Origin of the sequence: Lacrimispora sanguinis (genome assembly GCF_044987295.1) — a bacterium.
Lineage (GTDB): Bacteria > Bacillota > Clostridia > Lachnospirales > Lachnospiraceae > Lacrimispora > Lacrimispora celerecrescens_B.
The window spans coordinates 414394-436565 of sequence record NZ_CP173277.1 but is presented as its reverse complement, the minus strand read 5'-3'; the positions used below and the strand labels follow the sequence as shown (position 1 = coordinate 436565).

Sequence of the window (22172 nt, the reverse complement as noted above, 5' to 3'; positions counted from 1 at the left end):
TGATACCCGAAGGGTGTGTTCCTTACGATTGCGGTACCGGAATAAACGTGACGTAATAAGAATTAATTATATCACCTGTTTCCACATTCACGATTTCTACTGTCCCGCCGGAGATGCCGTAAACGCCTTCTATATTTTTAAACGATACGGGAAGCGACTGGTCGCCTGCCATGGTAACGGGTCCCATAAGTTCTCTGATTTCGTCCCTTCCATTCACCGACTGTCTCAGCTGTATCTTTAAGGTAAGCTGGGTGCTGCCGGAGCCTGGTCCGATAATATTTTGCAGTGGATAAGACTTTTCAATGGAAGCCAGATATTTGTATTTAGACTGTTGGGCGGTTCCGCTGCTGAGGACAAAATCCACGGCTGTACCCGCTTCTACCTGGCTGTTTTCAGTTAAGGACTGACTGATAACGCTGCCACGGGGAACCGTCTCAGAGGCGGCTTCTGTAACCGTTCCCTGAACCAGCCCTGCATCAGCCAGCATCTCCACAGCGATCTCCTGGGTCTGGCCGACAATGTTCGGAACAGTGGTCGGATTGGCAAGAGCCGGACCGCTGCTTAATACCAGAGTTACGGTTTCTCCTTCTTTTGCCTTATCAGGACTGTAGCTGATTACATATCCTGACGCTACGGTTTCGCTGTTCTTCTGTTCCACATTGACTGTCAGGCCATTGCCCTCCAGCGCTGTTTTGGCAGCAACGCCATCCATCTTCTCTAAGTCTAGCTTTGTTAAATCAATGGTCGCATGCTCCGGTCCCTTGCTGACCACTACATAAACAGCAGAATATTTATCAATTACCGTACCCTCTGCCGGGTCCTGAGACACAATATCACCTTTGTCTACGGTGTCATCAAATACATAATCACTTACCTTCATGTACAGACCGCCGTTATCTTTTAACTTCTGCTCAGCAATATCCGTAGCCAATCCCACAACGCTTGTCATTTTTACTTTTTTATCACTTAACGTTTCTTCTGTAGAAATCTCCGCAGTTGGTTCGGTTTCCTTGGGAGAACCGGAACGGAATAATCCGCCCACTTTAGAGAACACAATAACCAGTACGATCACAATGAGAATGGCTACAACAACGCCTGCCGCAGTGAGCAGTCTTTCGATTTTAGGATTGATGTCATCCTCTGTATCCTGTTTCCTGGCTTTGCTGCTTCCTTGCTGCCCTCCCGCGTTTTTATCTGGGCGGCGTTCCGGCCGCTGCTCCTGATTCCTGTTTCCATTCCGGCCGGCAATGGGATCTGCCTGGATCTTCCGGCCGGAACGAATCTGTTCTAACTCCGGTTTTCCGATAATAACCGTCTGGGAATCATCCACCTGGGAATTATATTGTACAAAATCTCCGTCAGGATTCACAAGAGCCTTCCGTAAGTCGGATATGACCTCATGCATGCTTCCATAACGGTACTCCGGTTTCTTTTCGGTACATTTTAAAATAATATTTTCAAGACCTACCGGAATGTTCTCATTATAATAACTGGGCGGTGTGATAGGGTCTTCCAAATGGGCCAGGGCAACCGTCACGGTATTATCGCCCTGAAACGGGACTCTGCCAGCCACCATTTCGTACATGGTGATACCCAGAGAATAAACATCACTTCTCACATCACTGTAACCGCCTCTTGCCTGTTCAGGAGATATGTAATGGACTGAACCTACCGCGGTAGCACTTAAGGTCTGGGAAGAGGCTGCCCGTGCGATTCCAAAATCAGCCACTTTTACTTTTCCATCCCTGGCAATGATGATATTCTGCGGCTTGATATCCCGATGTATGATCCCTTGTTCATGAGCCGCTTCGATTCCCTGTGCAACGGAAATAGCAACACCAATGGCCTCCTTAACATCAAGACAGCCTTTTTTATTAATATAATTTTTTAATGTAATTCCTTCAATCAGTTCCATAACAATGTAATGAAGATTCCCTTCATCCACTACATCATAGATATTTACGATGTTGGGATGAGAAAGGCGGGCAGCCGCCTGGGCTTCCATTTTAAACTTGCTGACAAAACCGCTGTCAGAACTGAATTCTTCCTTCAAGACCTTTATGGCAACAGGGCGGTTTAATTTATGGCACAGGGCCTTATACACATCTGACATCCCGCCGGAACCAATCTGCTCCAGTATTTCATATCTGTCCTGTAAAAATGTCCCCGGTCTTAAGATCATAAGCTTACCTCCCTGCCAATTTGCGGATCAATTAAAACAACAGCTATATTGTCTTTTCCGCCATTATCATTGGCTATTGTAATCAACTTCTCTGCCTTTTCTGGCAGTTCCAGTTCCGAGCATATAATTTCTTCTATCTCAGCGTCCTCAAGCATATTACTGAGTCCATCGGAACACATGAGCACATAATCCCCTGGTTCCAGGCTGACTTCAAAAAAATCAATCTCCAGCTTATCCTCTGTACCAACCGCTCTTGTGATAATATTCTTCTTTTCCCGGTAATCCCGGCTTCCCCGTTCCAGTTGGCCTAAAGATACCAGTTCTTCCACGTAGGAATGGTCCTTTGTAATCTGCTGCAGGCGATTCCTTACCAGATACAGACGGCTGTCTCCTACGTTAGCCACATACATCGTAGTGTCTTCGATCACTGCCGCCACAAGGGTTGTTCCCATGCCGTTTAATTCTGTGCTTTTCATAGATTCCTGGTAAAGCATTCCGTTGACCTTCAAGATTTCCTCCCGAAGAAGCGGAACAATACCCAGCGAATCCGCTTGTTTTAAATGAGCCACCAGACTTTCGGCAATATATCTGGAGGCATAATCACCGGCCTGATGACCGCCCATACCGTCTGCAACCAAAAAAAGATTGGGCAGAGTACCCAAGGGCTCCGTCTGGGCATAGACATAATCCTGATTGGCCGTACGAACCCTTCCGGTGTCCGTCATAGCGCAAGCCTTCATCGTTTTATTCTCACTTCCTCTTTATTTCTATAGCAACGAGCCAGGCGCAGTAACTGACTCTTGATTTAAAAAGCTTTTCCTCAGCTGTCCACAGGCGCCGTTAATATCCCGTCCCATTTCTCTTCTTATAGTAACATTTATTCCGTTTTTTTCAAGAAGATTTTTAAATGCTTCTATAGCTTTTCGGTCTGACTGTACGTAATTACGCTCTTTAATAGGATTTACCGGAATCAGATTCACATGTCCATGTTGTCCTTTTAAAAGAGCAGTAAGTGCGGAGGCTTCCTTTAAATTGTCGTTAACTCCGCTCACCAGGCTGTATTCAAAGGTAAGCCTTCTCCCGGTTTTTTCAAAATACGTCTGGCAGGCATCCAGTACATCTTTTAGAGGGAAGCGATTGGCAACGGGCATCAGGGTTTTCCTCACTTCATCGTTTGGTGCATGAAGAGACAATGCCAGGGTAATCTGTAAATCCTCTTCAGCCAAACGAAGAATTCCCGGAACAATGCCGCAGGTGGATACCGTTATGCCTCGCTGGCTGATATTCAGCCCATTTTCATCAGTAAGAAGACGAATGAATTGTACCAGATTATCATAATTGTCTAGAGGTTCTCCGGAGCCCATGACAACCACATTGGAAACCCGTTCTCCGGTAATTCTCTGAATCCGGTATATCTGATCAAGCATTTCAGAAGGAGTTAGGTTTCTTTCCAGCCCGTCAAGTGTGGAAGCGCAGAACCGGCAGCCCATGCGGCAGCCCACCTGAGATGAAATGCAGACTGAATTTCCATGCTTGTACTTCATTAAAACGCTTTCAATCACATTTCCATCGGAAAGGGCAAATAAGTATTTTCTTGTTTCATCTATTTTTGAAATCTTTTCCTCTACAACTGTAAGGCACGTAAATTCTGCCAGCTGCAAAAGCTTTTCCTTCAGTGCGTTAGGAAGATTGGTCATTTCATTAAAATCAGAAGCCAGCTTCTGGTGCATCCATTCATAAAGCTGCTTTGCACGGAAGGGCTTTTCTCCGATGGACACCATATAGGATGTTAAGCGTTCCATATCAAGAGATTTAATATCTATCTTATCCATTATCCATTTCCTCTATTCTGCCCATACTCTTTGGGCAGTGCCCACCCCGCTTTATCGGGTGTAAAGGCTCTACCGTTTCTGAAATGCCGCAATAAAAAATCCGTCACAGGGATGGATTCCCGGCAAAAGCTGTATAAAATCCCGGTTTGCGGCGGCCGAATCCAGCTTCTCTCCGAGTTTTCCTTTAAGACTAATACAGTCAAAAGGAAATTGCTCAAGAAACCACCGGGCATTTTCTTCATTTTCTTTTCGGTTTATGGTACATGTACTGAAAATCAGACGTCCGCCCGGTTTTACATATGCCTGGGCAACCGTAAGGATATTCCGCTGAAGCGTGGCCAAAGATTCCAGGGCATCCGGCGTCATACGGTATTTGATGTCCGGCTTTCGTCCGATGATACCAAGTCCGGAACATGGCAGGTCGGCAATAACAATATCCGCCTTTTCCACTGAATCCGGGTCAGTGACAAGCGCATCCTGGACTTTTGTACGGATATTTAAATATCCGCATCGTCTAATATTTTCTTCGACCATATTTATCTTAAGGAGACTTAAATCCCGGACTTCCACCATACCCGTCCCGTCAAGTTTATCTGCAATATGAATGCTCTTTCCTCCCGGTGCTCCACAGACATCGATGACGTAATCTCCCTTTTTAGGGTCAGCTATCTCACCTACAAAGCTGGAGCTTAGATCCTGAACCTGGATATATCCCTTTTGGAACGCCTCCAGTCCTTCCATATAATCATATTTTTCAATGCAAAGCACTGCTTCTGAAATTCCGGACTCACTTACTTCTGCCCCCTGGTTTCTAAGGCTTTGAATAATTTCTTCTTTTGAAGCCTTTGCAAGATTACAGCGGACAGTCGTTTTTTTATTTTTTAAAAAAGATTCCATCATGGTAACTGCTGTTTCTCTGCCATAGGATTCCTCCCACATGGATACGATCCATGCCGGCATGGAATAACGGACAGAATCATCGGGCCAGCTTAATCCCTCTTTATTTCTGGAAATATTTCTCAGCACTCCATTGACAAAACCCTTTAATCCTGTAAATTTCCGTTTCACGGCAAGTTTCACCGCTTCGTTACATACGGCTGAATCAGGAACACGGTCCATATAAATAAGCTGATAGACCGACATGCGTAAAATAGTTCGTATTACCGGTTTCATCTTTGAAACTTTCGTATTGGAAAAGGAATCAATGATATAATCGATCTGAAGCAGGTATTCTACCGTTCCTTCTGCGATTCTGGAAATGAAGGCCCGTTCCGATTTATCCAGATACTGATACTTATTTAAGGCCTGGCGCAGGATGATATGGCTGTAGCCTCCCCGCTCCAGAATCTCTAACAGGATATCCAGTGCGATTTCCCTGCTGTCTGTCTCTTTAGTCATCATTCCTTCTTCCTCCGAACAAGATAACCAGCCTTAGAAGCTGAAGTACGGTAGCAGCAAGCGCCGCCACATAGGTAAGGGCTGCCGCACCCAGCACTTTTCTGGTATAACCCAATTCCTGGTCACCTAAAATCCCTACCTGGCCTAAAAGAGTAACCGCCCGGCTGGAGGCATTGAATTCCACAGGCAGGGTGACCAACTGAAATAATACCGCCAGAGAAAACAGAATCAGGCCGATATTCACTAAGGGAGAACCCATTCCCCCGATTATAACACCGAGAATAATGAGAGGCAGTGCCGCCTTAGAGCCAATATTGGCCGCAGGAACAATAGCCGCCCGAAGTTTCAGAGGAATATAACCTGTGCTGTCCTGCATTACATGACCGCATTCGTGTGCTGCGACACCGATTGCCGCCACTGATGTGGAACCATAAACAGAGTCGGACAAATTAACAGTTTTGGTTCTGGGGTCATAATGATCCGTAAGCTGTCCGCTTACAGACCTTACCTGAACATCATAAATGCCCTGGGAATTTAAAAGGCGTTTTGCCGCTTCTGCCCCAGTCATTCCGGACATACTTCTTACTTTTGAATATTTATTGAAAGTGCTGTTTACTTTTGCAGATGCCACCATGGACAAAACTGCTCCGATGATGACTAAGATCCAGGTCGGATCTAGGTAATATCCCATCATTCCGCCATAATACATAATCAGACTCCCCTTTCTTCTTTCTTGCCAGCGTTAGGGCTTGAAGGTGCGTCTGCAAGGCGCTCCAAAATGGTGCCTTCTGCAATGGGATATCCACGAAGAAATGCGTCGATATCCATGCATTTTTTCCCTTGCAGCTGAAGTTTTCGAATGGAAAGGCCGCCTTTTCCGGTTTTTATGACCAAAGAATTCCGGCTAACCTCTGCCACCTGGCCATAAGCCCCTTCATACTCCTTATCTACCACGTCTGCTTCCCATAGTTTCATCACTTTTCCATTCCAGACTGTATAAGCGCTGGGCCATGGGTTTAATCCACGAATCAAGCGTTCTATGGATACAGCATCCAAGGACCAGTCAATATCTCCCATAGACTTTTTTATCATGCCTACGTAGCAGGACTTGGAATCATCCTGGGGGATACGGATTGCCGTTCCATCTTCCAGTTTGTTTATGGTTTTTAATATAAGGCCGCCGCCCAACCTGCTCAGTTTATCATGAAGGCTGCCGAAGGTTTCCTTTTCATCCAAAGAAGTGGATTCCTGATCCAGCATATCTCCGGTATCCAGAAGCTCCGCCATCATCATGGTCGTGACTCCGCTTTCTTTTTCCCCGTTAATAACCGCATACTGTAATGGAGATGCGCCGCGGTACTTGGGAAGCAGAGAAGCATGGATATTCACACAACCATATTTAGGAATATCCAGAATGGACTTTGGCAGGAGCTGTCCAAAAGCGATCACTATGATCAGATCCGGTTCCATATCTGAAAGAATTTTTACAAACTCCGGATCCCTTGCTTTAACCGGCTGGTAAACAGGGAGGTTGTATTCCATTGCTTTCTCCTTTACCGGAGTCATCTGGACTTCCTTCCCTCTTCCCTTGGGTTTATCCGGCTGGGTAACTACCGCAAGGATCTCATGTCCGGCCTCATGTATAGCCTCAAGAGCAGGAACGGAAAAATCAGGTGTTCCCATAAAAATGATACGCATAATTATTCTTCTACCTCGCCTTCTTCTTCCTCATCCAGGGAGACATCCTCCAACTCGCCTTCCACCTTATCTACGTATAAATCACCATTTAAATGGTCGCATTCATGGCAGATTGCACGAGCTAAAAATCCTTCCCCTTCCAGTTCGAACGGTTCCATGGAAGCATCAAAAGCTTTTACCTTTACGTATTCAGGCCTTGTAACCGTTCCGGATTTTCCCGGCACGCTTAAGCAGCCTTCCGGTCCGGTCTGGCTTCCCCTTGTCTCCACAATTTCCGGATTAATCAGTACATACTGGTTCCCGTCATCTACATCTATAACTACGATCTGTTTTAAAATCCCCACCTGGGAAGCTGCAAGGCCAACTCCGTTTGTTTCATACATGGTCTCAAACATATCTACGATCAGTTCGGTAATCCTTGGTGTGATCTCTTTTACAGGTTTGCAGTGCTTTCTTAAAATTTCATCTCCAATGGTTCTAATCTTTCTAATTGCCATTTTCTTTTATCCTCTCATTTATGAAAAATCGTATTGAATCATCACCTGATCAAACAATTGCCGATGATTTTCTGAAAAAACATCGATCTGATCCCTGATTTTTATTAGTATATCATAGTTTTCCTGTTTCAAGTATAAAATTTTTCTATAGATATCATTAATTTTGTAAACGCTTGCCTCTACCGGGCCGATGACCTGTACTGCTTCCTGTTCCGAAAGGGGGGCGATAAACCCGGCTGCCAAAGCCGCTGCTTCTATTAAGCAGTCTTCCTGTCTGGAGGAGAACTGAACGGTTAAAAGGCCGCTTGCCGGAGGGTATTTCATCAGGCGCCGATAAGCCATTTCCTGTTGGTAAAACGCCTCATAATCCTGATTTGCAGCGGTCACAATGCTGTAATGCTCCGGACTATAGGTCTGAATGACCACATCACCGTTTCGAGAATCACGCCCGGCTCTTCCTGCCGCCTGGGTCAAGAGCTGGAAGGTCCTCTCTGCAGAGCGGTAGTCCGGGGTATTCAAAGACAAGTCTGCCGCCAGTACTCCTACCAAGGTCACATTGGGGAAATCGTGCCCCTTTACGATCATCTGGGTGCCAATTAGGATGTCAGCCTCTCCCTCCGAAAAGGCAGTGAGTATCTCCTCATGTCCTCCCTTTTTTGAGGTTGTATCCAGATCCATTCGTAAGACTCTAGAAGCTGGAAACATCTTTTTTGTCATTTGCTCAATCTTCTGGGTTCCCACTCCGAAATTGGCAATGTAAGGAGAACTGCATGCAGGACAGCGGTCCGGCATGGGGATAGAATAACCGCAATAATGACAAACAAGGCGGCTGTTATTATGAAGTGTTAAAGTCACGTCACAGTGAGGGCAGCGAATGGCTTCGCCGCAGGATCGGCAGGAAACAAAATTTGCATAGCCGCGCCTATTGATAAACAGCATGACCTGTTCCCGCTTCTCCAGCCGGTCCTGGATCAGGGCCTGTAAGTTCCTGCTGAAAATGGATTTATTGCCTTCTTTTAACTCCTGCCTTAAATCCACCACAGAAACCGCCGCCAGACGGCTGTTTTTTTTGGCCCGTTCCGTCAGGCGAAAAAGCCTGTATTCCCCCAGAAGGGCTTTTGTATAAGCTTCCAGGGATGGGGTCGCTGAGCCTAAAACCAAAGATGCTCCCTGCATGGAGGCCCTTTTCTCAGCCACCTCTCTGGCATGGTATCTTGGGGATACCTCACTTTTGTAAGCTCCCTCATGCTCTTCGTCTATGAGAATCAGTCCAAGACGGGAAAAGGGGGTAAACAGGGCTGAACGGGGACCGATCATAATATCAATATCTCCGTTTCTTGCCCGTTCAAACTGGTCATACCGTTCTCCTGCCGACAATCTTGAATTGATGATGGACACCCGGTTCCCAAATCTTCCATAGAACCGCAGGACTGTTTGATAGGTCAGAGCAATCTCAGGAATGAGCACGATCACCTGTTTTCCATCTTCTATGACTCTTTGGATCAATTCCATATAAACTTCCGTTTTTCCGCTTCCCGTAATGCCGTGGATCAAATAGGTATTTCTTATCGCATGGGAATAATCCAGGCAAAAGCTGTCTACGATGGCCTGCTGCTCCCTATTTAAAACCACTTTGTTTCTTTCTTTTGCCTCTGTTTTAACAGGATTTCTGTAGACCTCTTCACGATCAAGACTTACGTATCCTTTTTCTATAACCGGCTTTAAAGTGGCCGCAGAAAGGTTCATCTGGTTGACCGCAATTTCGTATGGAATGACAGGATTTTCCATTAATGCCTGGAAGAGGCGTACCCTGGCCTTATATTTCTTTTTTTCCGCTTCCTCTAAAGCATTGATAAGCTGGGAAGGATCTAAAAGACTTTTAAGTACCTTTTTTTCCTTCGGCTTAACCTTTTGCTTTACCGGAAGCACTGTTTTTAATGCCTGGTTCATGGTGGAACCATACCGTTCTTTCAGCCACCATGCCAGGGAAATAAGCAGGGATTCCGCTGAAACACCATCCGTTACGATCCCTGCAATATCCTTAATTTTATCCGGATCATAATCCGCATGGGCGGCAATGCCGACCACATACCCTTTCCGCATGGAATTTCCTTTTCCAAAAGGAATCAAAACCAGAGACCCCACAGCCACTTCATCAAAAAGCCCGGCCGGAATCCGGTAATCAAAGGTTCTGTCAACTTTTTCATGGGAAATATCAATAATAATCCGGGCATATCGTTCCGTCATTGTAATCCTCTTTTCTGCCCACGCCTTTTGGGCATAAAGGTATGCCTCGCCTTATGCTGCATGAGCTCCAGAAGGCTGTCAAGGCCGGTAAAATTTCTCCGCTACAGGACCAAGGTTCATGCTGTTTGAGCCCTTAAACAGCACACAGTCCCCTTCCTTTAATTCCTTATTTAAGTAAGTTACCAGAAGCTCCGGCTCCATAAATTCTTTAACCAAGATATGAGGAGCGTGTTCCTTCACCGCTCTGGCGATCTCCCCTGCCATTTCTCCTAAAGTCACCAACTCATATACCGGATGTTCTGCAATGTATTCTCCGATTTCATAGTGATATTCCGGGGACTTTTCTCCCAGTTCTTTCATATCGGCCAATACAGCGATCCTTCGTTCCGCCTTTGTTATAGAACCCAAAACCTCCAGTCCTGCTTTCATAGACACCGGGCTGGCGTTATAGGTATCATCGATAATGGTAATTCCCGCCACATGATAGATCTGCTGCCGGTTTTTAAAACCTGTGAAATCCTGAAGACATTTAGCGGCTTCTTCCATAGGAATGCCGCACTCAGAAGCCACTGCAAGAGACACCATTGCATTTAACACGTTATGGCTTCCCATTACTGCCAGGCGTATCGGAACCCTCTTCTGGCCGAAAGCTGCAGTAAAGGCCGGAAAGCCCTCCTCTATATGGACATCCAAGGCCCTGTAATCACAGTTTTCTCCTGTTCCGTAATAGATGGTCTTACAGCCTTCCTTGGCCTTTGTTGTTTTTAAAAGCGGGTCATCCCCATTTAAAAACAGGATTCCGCCTTCCATCAGGCCATCCTGGATGGACATCTTTTCTCTGTAAATATTTTCCTGGGATCCTAACTGCTCGATATGGGTTACTCCGATGTTGGTAATCACAGCCATCTGGATTTTTGCGATCTTGGCAATGACGGTCAATTCTCCCGGCTCACTCATCCCCAGTTCAATGACTCCGATTTCATCCTCGGCCGAGATCTCCGATAAGGTAATGGGCACTCCCACCTGGCTGTTATGGTTTCCAGGGGTTTTATAAACAGAATAACGGGCAGACAGGGCGCAAGCGACCATTTCTCTAGTAGTGGTCTTTCCTACGCTTCCCGTAATTCCCACAAGGGGAAGTTTTAAACAGTCCCTGTAATAGCTCCCAATGGCCTGAAGAGCCTTTTTTGTATCCTCTACCCGGATCCAGGGTTGGTCCAAGTCCATGGCGTCATGTTCGCTGGTAAGCGTCGCCGTTGCCCCATTGTCAAATGCCTGCCCGATAAAACGGTGAGCATCTTGCTTTTCTCCTATAATAGGGACAAACAGATCATTCCCCTTCATAGATCTGGAGTCAATACTGATGTGCTCTAAAACTGTATCCTCGTTTCCGCAAAGAAGCCTTCCTCCTGTGGCTGAAAGTATTTCTTTTACTGTCATATTAACCATAGCTTCCTCCATTCCATCTACCGTGGAAATGCCGAAAGCCGCATCTTCCTACGGCTTCCGGCATTTTATTTATCGTTGTGCCTTCCTTTTAAACATCCTTTGAAAGCTGGGCATCCACCGCTTTTAAGACCTCTTCCCGGTCTGAAAAATGATGACGGACTCCGTTTATCTCCTGGTAATCCTCATGTCCTTTTCCTATAATGGCAATCATGTCGCCCGGTTCAGCATGAATGATGCTGAACCGGATCGCTTCCCTGCGGTCCGGGATTTCTATGTATTTTCCTCCGGTTTTTTCAAGGCTTCCACGAATATCTGCAATGATATCTTCCGTTTTTTCGTATCTGGAATTGTCCGCAGTGATAATCGTAAAATCTGCCAGGCGTCCCGCACTGTCACCCATGGTGATACGCCGGTCCTTAGAACGGTTCCCGCCGCAGCCGAAGACGCAGACAAGGCGCTTTGGATGGTAATCCCTTAAAGTTGAAAGCAGGCTTTCCATACTGACCGCATTATGGGCATAATCTACGATTACCGTACATTTCTCAGAGGCATATACGATTTCCATACGTCCGTTAACATTTAAATGCTCCAGCCCATGGCAGATACTCTCTTTCGGAAGGTCTAAAAAGCTTAAAACACTGACCGCAGCCAATGCATTGGCAACGTTAAAGCGTCCCGGAATATTCACCCGGACAGAAAGCTCACAAGTCCCTTTGATGTCAAATTCCAGTCCAACAAAATCCGGTTGGGCGATGTATCGTATGTCTTCTGCTTTAAAGTCCGTTCCATCTTTATCCATAGAGAAAGAATAGAGTTTGCAGGAGGCGTCCTTTACCACTTCTTCCCAGTGCTCGTCATCGCCGTTCATGATGCCCACTTTAGAGCAGCAAAAAATCCTGGATTTGTAAAAAAGATATTCCTCAAAATCCTGGTGCTCATCCGGTCCGATATGATCAGGAGAAATATTGGTAAACAGCCCGTAATCAAAACAGATCCCATCGACCCGGTGCATCTTAAAGGCCTGGGAGGAAACCTCCATCACCATATATTCGCAGCCGGCCTCCACCATACGGCTAAAGGCAAGATGAAGTTCATAGGACTCTGGAGTTGTATTCATCGTAGGCGTTACATCCTGGCCGATGACAATCCCTGTGGTTCCGATCATTCCCACTTTTTTCCCGCAGGCTTCCAGAATTGTCTTGATCATGTGCGTGGTTGTGGTTTTTCCCTTGGTTCCGGTCACTCCGATGGTAACCATCTTTTCCGCCGGATAGTCAAACCTGGCAGCTGAAAGCAAAGCCAGCGCCTCTCTTGCATGATCTACGAGAATGGCAGTTACGCCATCCGGAACTTTTATCCTTTGCTCCACTACAAGGATCTCCACCCCGGCATTCACCACCTCAGGGATGAATTCATGGGAGTCCGTTCTCGTTCCCTTCATGCAGACAAATACAACTCCCTTTCGGGCCTTTCGGGAGTCATAAATGACATCCTCTGCCTCCACGTCCAGGCTACCCTGCAATACTTCATATTTTAAGTCTTTTAGCCATTCTCTAAACTTCATTAAAACCTCCAAATCAGAATAATCCGGTGATTACTCCATCTTCATTTACGTCAATATTATCTGCGGCCGGCTTCTTTGGAAGACCTGGCATGGTCATAATGGCTCCGGTTAAAATGACCACAAATCCAGCTCCGGCAGATACATAAGCATCTCTTACGTTAATGTCAAAGCCTTCCGGTCTCCCAAGCTTTGCCTGGTCATCGGATAAGGAATATTGTGTCTTTGCCATACACACAGGAAGGCTGCCAAAGCCCATTTCTTCAAACTTTCTTATGGCTTTTAACGCTGCCGGAGCATAGGTCACTCCAGCTGCGCCATAGATTTCTCTTGCAATTGTGGCAATCTTATTTTCCAACCCCATTTCATCTGGATAAATGGGCGCAAAATTACTTTCTTTATGTTCCAGGGTATAAAGAACTTTTTCTGCCAGCTCTATGCCGCCCTCTCCGCCTTTTTCCCATACCTGGGATAAGGCAAACTCACAGCCTCTCTCCTCACAAAATGCTTTGACAAACTGGTGTTCTGCCTCTGTGTCTGTGATAAAGGAATTTAAGGTGACAATGACCGGAACGCCGTATTTCATCATATTTTCAATGTGCTTTTCCAGATTGACAATCCCTTTTTCAAGGGCTGCCAGGTTTTCTTCCTTTAACTGGTCCTTAGGCACTCCGCCGTTGTATTTTAAGGCTCTTACGGTTGCAACCAGCACAATGGCATCGGGCTTTAATCCGGCTTTCCTGCATTTGATGTCCAGGAACTTTTCCGCGCCTAAATCCGCGCCAAACCCTGCCTCTGTCACAACAACATCAGCCAGCTTTAAGGCTGTTTTAGTTGCACGCACACTGTTACAGCCATGAGCGATGTTTGCAAAAGGTCCGCCGTGAACAATGGCGCCGGTATGCTCCAGAGTTTGTATCAGGTTGGGCTTTAACGCATCCTTTAACAAAGCAGCCATAGCCCCCACTGCATTTAACTGGGCGGCAGTCACAGGCTCCCCAGCATAATTATATGCCACAATGATTCTTCCCAGCCGTTCTTTTAAATCTTCCATATCATTTGCAAGGCAAAGAATCGCCATGATTTCCGATGCAACCGTGATTACAAAGTGATCCTCTCTCACAAATCCTTCTGCTTTGGAACCAAGACCTACCACAATGTTTCTGAGAGCACGGTCATTCATATCCAGGCAGCGTTTCCAGAGAATCTGGCGGGTATCGATTCCAAGCGCATTCCCCTGATGAATGTGATTATCCAACAGAGCTGCAAGCAGGTTATTGGCAGAGGTTATGGCATGGAAATCACCGGTAAAATGAAGATTTAAGTCTTCCATAGGCACAACCTGGGCATATCCGCCGCCTGCCGCACCGCCTTTTATGCCAAAGCATGGTCCGAGGGAGGGTTCTCTGAGGGCGATAATCGCCTTTTTATCCAATTTCCCCAAGGCCTGCCCAAGACCTACCGTAGTCGTGGTCTTCCCTTCTCCTGCCGGAGTAGGATTGATGGCGGTTACCAGAACCAGTTTTCCATCGGGGCGGTCTTTTACCCGCTCCCATAATTCATCCGTAAGCTTTGCCTTATACTTTCCGTAAAGTTCCAGCTCATCCTCACCGATCCCGTAGGATACAGCTACGTCTTTAATCGGATACATTCTTGCCTCTTGTGCGATTTCGATATCTGTTTTCATTCTCCAATCCTCCTTCTATGTAAGTAACACAGTTCTATCATTAATAACCCTGGGAAAGTATTTCATCGAATTCCTCCAGGCTCATTAGTACCTTACGGGGTTTGGTTCCTTCCTCTTCTCCTACCACACCGGCTTCTGCAAGCTGATCCATGATCCGGGCAGCCCGGTTAAAGCCAATCTTAAACATTCTCTGCAGCATTCCAATGGAAGCCTTATCCTTTTCTATGATAAATTTTCCGGCCTGGACAAAATATTCATCCCTGTCATTTCCGCCGCCCTTTATCTCTCCGCCTGTTGGAGTGGAAGCAATCATGCTTTCTACTTCCGGGTTGTAATCTGCGGTCATCCCCTGTTCTGTTAAGAATTCCACCACCTTAGAGACTTCAGAATCCGATACAAAGGCGCCCTGAACACGCAGCGGTTTTGGGTATCCTGCTGGATAAAAGAGCATATCACCTTTTCCAAGAAGCTTTTCCGCACCGTTCATATCAATAATGGTCCTGGAATCCACGCCGGAAGAAACCGCAAAGGCTACCCTGGATGGAACATTGGCTTTAATCAGACCTGTTATGACATTTACCGACGGACGCTGAGTAGCAATGACAAGATGAATGCCCGCAGCTCTGGCAAGCTGGGCCAGACGGCAGATGGAATCTTCCACTTCTCCGGGAGCTACCATCATCAGATCCGCAAGCTCGTCGATAATGATGACAATCTGAGGCATCTTTTTAGGCTTATCCTCATCCTCAATATCTTTTATACTCTCAACCTTTTCATTATATCCCTTAATTTCCCTGACATTATACTGGGCGAACTTATTATAACGGTCCGTCATCTCCGCCACCGCCCAGTTTAGGGCTCCGGAAGCCTTTTTGGGGTCAGTGACTACAGGAAGCAGCAAATGGGGAATTCCATTATAAACACTTAATTCCACCACCTTGGGATCCACCATGATCAGTTTCACATCCTCAGGGTCTGCCTTAAAAATAATACTCATAATCAAGGTGTTAATGCAGACGGACTTACCGGAACCAGTAGCTCCGGCAATTAATAGGTGGGGCATCTTTGCAATGTCAGTGACAACCACCTGGCCGCCGATGTCTTTGCCCACCGCAAACGCAATCTTGGAGGAATGTTTCTGAAAACTGTCTGCTTCCAGAATATCCCGTAAGTATACCATTTGATTTTCTTTATTGGGTACCTCAATGCCCACCGCAGATTTTCCTGGTATGGGTGCTTCTATTCGGATATCAGCAGCCGCCAGGCTCAATTTGATATCATCTGCCAGACTCACGATCTTACTGACCTTTACTCCTTGCTCAGGATGAAGTTCATACCTGGTTACGGAGGGTCCGCAGCTGATATTGGTAACAGTAACCCCAACACCGAAGTTTTGTAAAGTCCGCTGAAGCTTGATGGCAGTATCCTTGTATTCCCGGTCGGAAAAGACCGCCGATTTTCCTTTTTTAAGCAGGGAGAGAGGCGGGTACTTATATTCCTTTTTCACAATCTCCTGTTTTTGCTTGATTTCAAGACTGACACTTAACCCATCTTCCTTTGCTGCCTCTTCCCGTTTCTTTTCCAGCTTTTTCTGTAGAGCTTCTGTATCCGTTTCTATTACCTTGCCGGAAGCAGTAACCACCTGTTTTGGCTCCTCCGGAATGGTAAAGGTATCATTTCCTTCCTCGGGATAGAACTCCTCTTCCACAAACTCCAATTCCTTTAAGGTCTTGACCTCTTTCTTCATATATATGGAAGGTTCTTCCAGCGTCTCAGCAAACGATGTTCCTTCCATATCCGGATCAAAGGGAACCGTATCCTCGTCATCTTCCGGTACAGGTGAAAAACTGCCCCGGAAAATATCGGCAGGATTGGTTTCGTTTTCATCCACAGCAGTAACGGCAGACAGCCGGTCTGCCTGGACCATAATATCATCTGCAAGGCTGTCAGGAACTTCTTCAATCGGTTCTTCCACATAACTTTCTTCCCGGGCTTCCTCCAGTTTCGTGGCCTCTAAATTGACTCCCCGAAGCTTTTTCTCTTCCAAAAGCTGTTTACGGGCTTCCTGCCGCATTGCATGGACTTCCATGTGCATGTCCATATTTTCCCTGGCATGGCGGTATGCTTTTCCGCTTCCCTTTTTCACAATATCTACAAATGATTTTTCCGTAATGCAAACTGCAGATATGACAAGAAGGACACCGATCACCAGATAGGCTCCCACAACGCCGATGATGGAGGCAAGTCCTCCCGCAAGAAGGCCGCCTATAATACCGCCTCCTCTTCCGCTTACGGAAGCTTCAAAATAAATGTCGGCAAGTCCTATTCCCTCGCCGGCCTTTGCTCCAAAAAGGAGCTGTAAAAATCCACACAAAGAAACCAGCGCCAGAATAAAAGACGCTAGTTTAAAAGCAGCCCTGGGATTTCCCTGGTTGGAGATGTAAAACGCTGTTCCTGCAAACAGCAGCACAGGCGCAACATATCCCACACTTCCGAAGATACCTAACTGTACGCTTCGCAGAAAATCCCCGACCACGCCGCATAAATGAAAGTTGCTAAAAAACAGAATGGCCGCAGCCAAAAATGACATAATGATCACGACTTCTGAATGGATAAATTCCGGTTCCGGTAAAATCACATTTTTTTTGGCGGCGGTATTTCTTGTTCTCCCGTTTTTTCCTTTTTTTGCTGTTGTACGTTTCTTCGTTGTCTCAGGCACAATACTTCCCCCTTCTATACCGTTGGTAACAGTATACAAAAAAATCGGAAGAATTGCAACGATTAACGGGAAGCAGTTTCCATCAGTTCATATAATTTTTTTAAAGCATCCTTGATTCCGCCCACTTCATTAATCAGGCCTTCTTTTACCGTTTCCTCGCCAACCAGCACGGTTCCTAAGTCTCTGGTGAGCATTTCCGTATTCAGCATAAGACGTTTTAACTGATCGTAGGCAATCTTTGCGTGGCTGGAAACAAAGCTTAGGATCCGGTCCTGTATCATTTCAAAATACTCATAAGTCTGGGAGGCACCAATCACCATTCCTGTCATTCTTACGGGATGTACCATCATGGTTCCAGTAGGTACGATAAAGGAATAATCTGTGCAAACTGCTAAGGGAACTCCAATGGAATGGCTTCCTCCAAGAACCAAAGATACGGTTGGGATGCTTAAGGAAGCGATCATTTCCGCTATTGCAAGACCTGCATCCACGTCGCCGCCGGAGGTATTTAAAAGAACCAAAAGTCCTTCCACGGAATCATCATCTTCAATCTCGGCCAGTTTCGGGAGAATGTGATCGTATTTAGTGGCCTTGCTGTTGCCGGATAAATTTTCATGGCCCTCCACCTCTCCGATAATGGAGATCAGATGGATTTTCCGCTTGTTGGCATTGTCATCAAGGGTCATTTGGCCATATTCTTCCAGCTTTTCATCCTCTTTTTGTTCTATATCCTTTTCTGTTTTCTTTTCATCAAGGTTTTCCTTGCGCTCATTGCCGGCAGGCCTATTCTTTTTTTCCTCTGATTCTTCATTCTTCCCGTTCTTATCCTGATACTCTCTCACCTTATAAACCTCCTGTTTTACTGTAAATTTTGTAGTTGCCCCGCTTTCCGTGACGTAATGGAATATTCATGGGGTATTTCCATATGATGTGGAGAAAACCATAAAAATATGCTTGTAAAACTTAAAACAGGATTTTCTGCCTTCCTATCAAAGCCAGTCTTCAACCTTACTTAATCACAATATTTTGATTGTGATTATAACAAGTTGTTGACTTTGATACTTCCACATGGTAAACTACCAAACAACATAAATGAAGTCACATTTTTGCCAATGAAGGCAGCGCCGGAGTGATCCTTTGCGCTGCTTTTCTATAAACAGGTGCCTGACTTTCTGGCTGTGGCTAAACTTTAAAAAAAGGAGAGATCGCCTCATGAACAACTTTTTTATCGCTCAGACCTTTGGTAAATCCTCTAATTACACGGATATTCCAAACAATTTATTTAAGGAACACAATGTAAAAAAAGGCCTCCGCAACGAAGACGGCACCGGAGTCCGGGTAGGCTTAACCCGCGTATCTGACGTAGTAGGCTATGAAATCGAAGACGGAAAAAAGGTCAACGTTCCTGGCAAGCTCTATTACCGGGGAATTGAAATCGGCGATCTGGTAAATGGAAAAAATCAGGAACGCTATGGTTTTGAGGAGACTTCATTTTTACTCCTTTTCGGGTATCTTCCCTCTAAAAAGGAATTGAGAGAATTCACATCCACCCTTAGCCGGAACTACCATCTCCCTGATGAATTTTTGGAAAAGAATATGCTTCGCACCCCTTCCCGCAATCTGATGAACAGCCTTCAGCAGAGCATTCTGGCTCTCTACGATTATGATGAGGAACCAGATAATGTGGATCCATATGAGACACTTTTAAAGGGGATCAACATCCTGGCAAAACTTCCTTCTCTTTCCGTCTACGCGTACCAGAGCAAGGTTCATTATTATGAAAGAGACAGCCTGATTATTCATTATCCAAAGCCGGAATATTCTGTAGCAGAGAACATTCTCTACATGCTGCGACGGGATGGGAACTTTACCGAGCAGGAAGCAAACCTATTAGATGTGATGCTGATGATCCACGCAGACCATGGCGGCGGAAACAACTCCACCTTTACCAATGTAGTCATATCTTCCACAGGAACCGATATTTATTCAGCTATCTCTGCTTCCATCGGCTCCTTAAAAGGGCCAAAGCACGGCGGCGCCAATATATGCTGCAGTGAAATGATCAAGGCCATTGAAAAGGAAATCGGTCTAAAGGCAACCGAAGCCCAGATGAAGGGAGTGATCCAGAAGATCCTTGCTAAGGACTTCTATGATAATTCCGGCCTTGTATACGGACTTGGCCATGCGGTTTATACAGTATCCGATCCAAGAGCGGATTTATTAAAGGCTTGTTGTGAAAAACTTGCCAAACAGAAAAACAGGGAAGATGAATATGAATTCCTTACAAAATTTGAAAAGGTTGCCAAAGCATACCTGGCCGGCAACGGAAAAACCCTGTCAAACAATGTAGACTTCTACAGTGGTTTCGCTTATAATATGTTACAGATACCGGAAGATATGTATACGCCTTTGTTTGTCTGCTCTCGTATGGCAGGCTGGCTGGCACACAATATCGAAAACAAGCTGTACGACGGAAGAATCATGCGTCCGGCGACAAAATACGTAGGAGAAACTATTTCCTACAAAAAAAGAGAGGAACGATAGCATATGGTGAAATTGTATGACAGCGGAGCTTATCTTGTACATGGAACGGAACTGGTTCCGGATCAGGAAGCAGAAAAAGTTGCTGCCCTTACAGGAAAGGCTCCAGATAAGGCTGAGGCAAAAAAAGGTACCATCGCCTATTCCATTTTAAAGAATCACAACACTTCGGATCATATGGATCATTTGAAGCTCCGTTTTGACTCCATGGCCTCCCACGACATTACATTTGTAGGAATTATCCAGACTGCCCGTGCATCAGGGCTTAAAGAATTTCCTATTCCATACATTATGACCAACTGTCATAACTCTTTATGTGCAGTTGGCGGTACCATTAACGAGGATGATCACGTATTCGGACTTTCCGCTGCTAAAAAATACGGCGGGATCTTTGTTCCGCCTCATATTGCTGTCATCCATCAGTACATGCGGGAAATGATGGCCGGCTGCGGACGCATGATCCTCGGCTCTGACAGCCATACCCGATATGGAGCCCTGGGAACCATGGCCATAGGAGAAGGCGGCGGGGAACTGGTAAAGCAGCTTCTTTGTGACACCTATGATGTGGCTTATCCCGGCGTTGTGGCCATTTATCTTACGGGAAGTCCTGCTCCATCCGTTGGCCCTCACGATGTGGCACTGGCCATTATCGGAGCGGTCTTTAAAAGCGGCTATGTTAAGAACAAGATCATGGAATTCGTAGGACCCGGTGTGTCCTCTATGGATACGGACTATCGAAATGGCGTGGACGTTATGACAACGGAAACCACCTGCCTTTCCTCTATCTGGAGAACCGATGAGGACACAAAAGCCTATCTGGACCTACATGGCCGGGGAGATGCTTACAAAGAATTAAATCCCGAAGAAGTGGCTTACTACGATGGAGTGGTTTATGTGGACTTAAGCACCATTAAGCCTATGATCGCACTGCCCTTCCACCCAAGCAATACCTATGAGATCGAGGAATTAAATAATAACCTTGGAGACATTCTCCGCACTGTTGAAAAGGAAGCAGAACGCATTGTGGGCAGTTCCAAAGCAAACCTTTCCTTAACAGATAAGATCGTTAATGGAAAACTGATGGTTCAGCAGGGAGTGATCGCAGGCTGTGCCGGTGGAAACTACTCCAATGTTATGGCTGCGGCCCATATTCTGACCGGTAAAAACTGCGGAAATGACATCTTTAATTTATCGGTATATCCTTCTTCCCAGCCGGTTTATATGGATCTGGTGAAAAAGGGAGCCATCTCAGAACTGATGTCTGCCGGAGCAACCGTCCGGACGGCCTTCTGCGGCCCATGCTTTGGCGCAGGGGACACCCCTTCCAACAATTCCTTAAGCATCCGCCACACCACAAGAAACTTCCCCAACCGGGAAGGTTCCAAACCAGGCAGCGGACAGATTTCCTGTGTCGCCCTCATGGATGCCAGATCCATTGCTGCTACAGCGGCAAACGGCGGCTATCTTACATCTGCGGAAGGCTATGGAGAGGATTACAAAGTTCCTGCCTATGAATTTGATCCATCTTCCTATGAGAGACGGGTGTATCAGGGATTCGGAAAGACTCAGCCTGAAGTTCCCCTGATTTACGGTCCAAATATCAAGGACTGGCCGGCTATGAGTGCTCTGACGGAAAATATCATGTTACGGGTATGCTCAAAGATCATGGATCCGGTCACTACCACTGATGAACTGATTCCTTCCGGAGAAACCTCTTCCTACCGCTCCAACCCTCTCGGACTTGCGGAATTCACCTTGTCCCGCCGGGATCCGGAATATGTGGAACGCTCAAAGAAAGTAAATGCGCTGGAGCAGACAAGAAAAGCCGGCACTTCTCCCTTAGAGGCTGACCGGTCACTTGAATCTGCATTTAAGGCCCTGGCTGCTTATTTAAACCAGCCGGAATTGAATGTAGGGGAAACAGAGATTGGAAGTATGATTTACGCAGTAAAGCCAGGTGATGGCTCTGCCCGTGAACAGGCAGCCAGCTGCCAGCGAGTGCTGGGCGGCCTTGCCAATATTGCAAAAGAATATGCGACCAAACGATACCGCTCCAATGTTATGAACTGGGGAATGCTTCCCTTCCTTCTTGATGCAGAGCCGGATTTTGAGGTGGGGGATTTCATCTATGTACCTGGAATCCGCATAGCTCTTGACGGAGATATGAACCACATTCCAGCTTACGTAGTGAAAAACGAAGAAGGAAATCCGATTCATGAGATAGAACTGCACATTGCTGATATGACCCCGGAAGAACGGGAAATCGTAAAAGCAGGCTGCCTGATTAATTATAATAGAAACAAAAACCAACAGCAGTAATTATAAAAGAATTGCCCCCGGACATGGAGCTGGTATATAAGC

15 protein-coding genes are annotated in these 22172 nt (G+C 46.1%); 2 read left to right on the top strand and 13 right to left on the bottom strand.

Translation table 11 applies throughout. The features are described 5' to 3' along the window. Nucleotides 1-22: 22 nt before the first annotated feature. The 13 genes from pknB to ACHZES_RS02010 all read right to left on the bottom strand — a co-directional run bounded on the left by pknB (nt 23) and on the right by ACHZES_RS02010 (nt 18112). Nucleotides 23-2182: a Stk1 family PASTA domain-containing Ser/Thr kinase gene (gene pknB / locus ACHZES_RS02070; RefSeq protein ID WP_038282993.1), complete on the bottom strand. Its 2160-nt coding sequence runs from the start codon at nt 2180-2182 to the stop codon at nt 23-25. Next, the gene (locus tag ACHZES_RS02065) at nt 2179-2922 is read right to left on the bottom strand and encodes a Stp1/IreP family PP2C-type Ser/Thr phosphatase (RefSeq protein WP_038282994.1); all 744 of its coding nucleotides are present in this window, start codon (nt 2920-2922) and stop codon (nt 2179-2181) included. The genes pknB and ACHZES_RS02065 overlap by 4 nt, the downstream gene beginning before the upstream one ends. A gap of 27 nt (nt 2923-2949) precedes the next feature. Continuing rightward, nucleotides 2950-4014, bottom strand: a complete 1065-nt coding sequence (gene rlmN / locus ACHZES_RS02060) for a 23S rRNA (adenine(2503)-C(2))-methyltransferase RlmN (protein WP_038282995.1) — start codon at nt 4012-4014, stop codon at nt 2950-2952. A gap of 69 nt (nt 4015-4083) precedes the next feature. Then, entirely contained in the window at nt 4084-5415 is a 1332-nt protein-coding gene (rsmB, locus tag ACHZES_RS02055) for a 16S rRNA (cytosine(967)-C(5))-methyltransferase RsmB (protein WP_395548545.1), read from the bottom strand. Next, on the bottom strand, nt 5405-6121 hold the full coding sequence (locus ACHZES_RS02050; RefSeq protein WP_038282997.1) for a zinc metallopeptidase: 717 nt from the start codon (nt 6119-6121) through the stop codon (nt 5405-5407). The genes rsmB and ACHZES_RS02050 overlap by 11 nt, the downstream gene beginning before the upstream one ends. Nucleotides 6122-6123: 2 nt before the next feature. After that, entirely contained in the window at nt 6124-7110 is a 987-nt protein-coding gene (fmt, locus tag ACHZES_RS02045) for a methionyl-tRNA formyltransferase (RefSeq protein WP_395548546.1), read from the bottom strand. Nucleotides 7111-7112: 2 nt separating this feature from the next. Further along, nucleotides 7113-7607 (bottom strand): peptide deformylase, encoded by a 495-nt coding sequence (def, locus tag ACHZES_RS02040; RefSeq protein ID WP_038282998.1) that lies wholly within the window; start codon nt 7605-7607, stop codon nt 7113-7115. Between the two features lie 18 nt (nt 7608-7625). Further along, nucleotides 7626-9854, bottom strand: coding sequence for a primosomal protein N' (priA, locus tag ACHZES_RS02035; RefSeq protein WP_395548547.1), 2229 nt, complete (start codon nt 9852-9854; stop codon nt 7626-7628). 78 nt (nt 9855-9932) lie between these two features. Beyond that, a complete protein-coding gene (murF, locus tag ACHZES_RS02030; RefSeq protein WP_395548549.1) occupies nt 9933-11303 on the bottom strand; it encodes a UDP-N-acetylmuramoyl-tripeptide--D-alanyl-D-alanine ligase in 1371 nt (456 codons plus the stop codon). Between the two features lie 88 nt (nt 11304-11391). Continuing rightward, a complete protein-coding gene (locus ACHZES_RS02025) occupies nt 11392-12867 on the bottom strand; it encodes a UDP-N-acetylmuramoyl-L-alanyl-D-glutamate--2,6-diaminopimelate ligase (RefSeq protein ID WP_038283001.1) in 1476 nt (491 codons plus the stop codon). A gap of 13 nt (nt 12868-12880) precedes the next feature. Then, a complete protein-coding gene (locus ACHZES_RS02020; RefSeq protein WP_395548550.1) occupies nt 12881-14551 on the bottom strand; it encodes a formate--tetrahydrofolate ligase in 1671 nt (556 codons plus the stop codon). 40 nt (nt 14552-14591) lie between these two features. After that, nucleotides 14592-17270: a DNA translocase FtsK 4TM domain-containing protein gene (locus ACHZES_RS02015; RefSeq protein WP_395548551.1), complete on the bottom strand. Its 2679-nt coding sequence runs from the start codon at nt 17268-17270 to the stop codon at nt 14592-14594. A gap of 62 nt (nt 17271-17332) precedes the next feature. Beyond that, nucleotides 17333-18112: a ClpP family protease gene (locus ACHZES_RS02010; protein ID WP_038283004.1), complete on the bottom strand. Its 780-nt coding sequence runs from the start codon at nt 18110-18112 to the stop codon at nt 17333-17335. A gap of 370 nt (nt 18113-18482) precedes the next feature. Between ACHZES_RS02010 and ACHZES_RS02005 the strand changes: the two genes are divergently transcribed. Together ACHZES_RS02005 and ACHZES_RS02000 are read left to right on the top strand one after the other, a co-directional pair. After that, complete coding sequence (locus tag ACHZES_RS02005; RefSeq protein WP_395548552.1) at nt 18483-19814, top strand: citrate synthase; 1332 nt, start codon at nt 18483-18485, stop codon at nt 19812-19814. A 3-nt stretch (nt 19815-19817) separates the two neighbouring features. Further along, nucleotides 19818-22130, top strand: a complete 2313-nt coding sequence (locus ACHZES_RS02000; protein WP_395548553.1) for a hydratase — start codon at nt 19818-19820, stop codon at nt 22128-22130. Nucleotides 22131-22172 lie beyond the last annotated feature (42 nt).

Coding starts and splice junctions, on each gene's coding strand:
- murF (WP_395548549.1), bottom strand. CDS start 11,303: ATGGTTAATATGACAGTAAAAGAAATACTTTCAGCCACAGGAGGAAGG.
- ACHZES_RS02050 (WP_038282997.1), bottom strand. CDS start 6,121: ATGTATTATGGCGGAATGATGGGATATTACCTAGATCCGACCTGGATC.
- pknB (WP_038282993.1), bottom strand. CDS start 2,182: ATGATCTTAAGACCGGGGACATTTTTACAGGACAGATATGAAATACTG.
- fmt (WP_395548546.1), bottom strand. CDS start 7,110: ATGCGTATCATTTTTATGGGAACACCTGATTTTTCCGTTCCTGCTCTT.
- def (WP_038282998.1), bottom strand. CDS start 7,607: ATGGCAATTAGAAAGATTAGAACCATTGGAGATGAAATTTTAAGAAAG.
- rsmB (WP_395548545.1), bottom strand. CDS start 5,415: ATGATGACTAAAGAGACAGACAGCAGGGAAATCGCACTGGATATCCTG.
- rlmN (WP_038282995.1), bottom strand. CDS start 4,014: ATGGATAAGATAGATATTAAATCTCTTGATATGGAACGCTTAACATCC.
- ACHZES_RS02020 (WP_395548550.1), bottom strand. CDS start 14,551: ATGAAAACAGATATCGAAATCGCACAAGAGGCAAGAATGTATCCGATT.
- ACHZES_RS02005 (WP_395548552.1), top strand. CDS start 18,483: ATGAACAACTTTTTTATCGCTCAGACCTTTGGTAAATCCTCTAATTAC.
- ACHZES_RS02065 (WP_038282994.1), bottom strand. CDS start 2,922: ATGAAGGCTTGCGCTATGACGGACACCGGAAGGGTTCGTACGGCCAAT.
- ACHZES_RS02000 (WP_395548553.1), top strand. CDS start 19,818: ATGGTGAAATTGTATGACAGCGGAGCTTATCTTGTACATGGAACGGAA.
- priA (WP_395548547.1), bottom strand. CDS start 9,854: ATGACGGAACGATATGCCCGGATTATTATTGATATTTCCCATGAAAAA.
- ACHZES_RS02025 (WP_038283001.1), bottom strand. CDS start 12,867: ATGAAGTTTAGAGAATGGCTAAAAGACTTAAAATATGAAGTATTGCAG.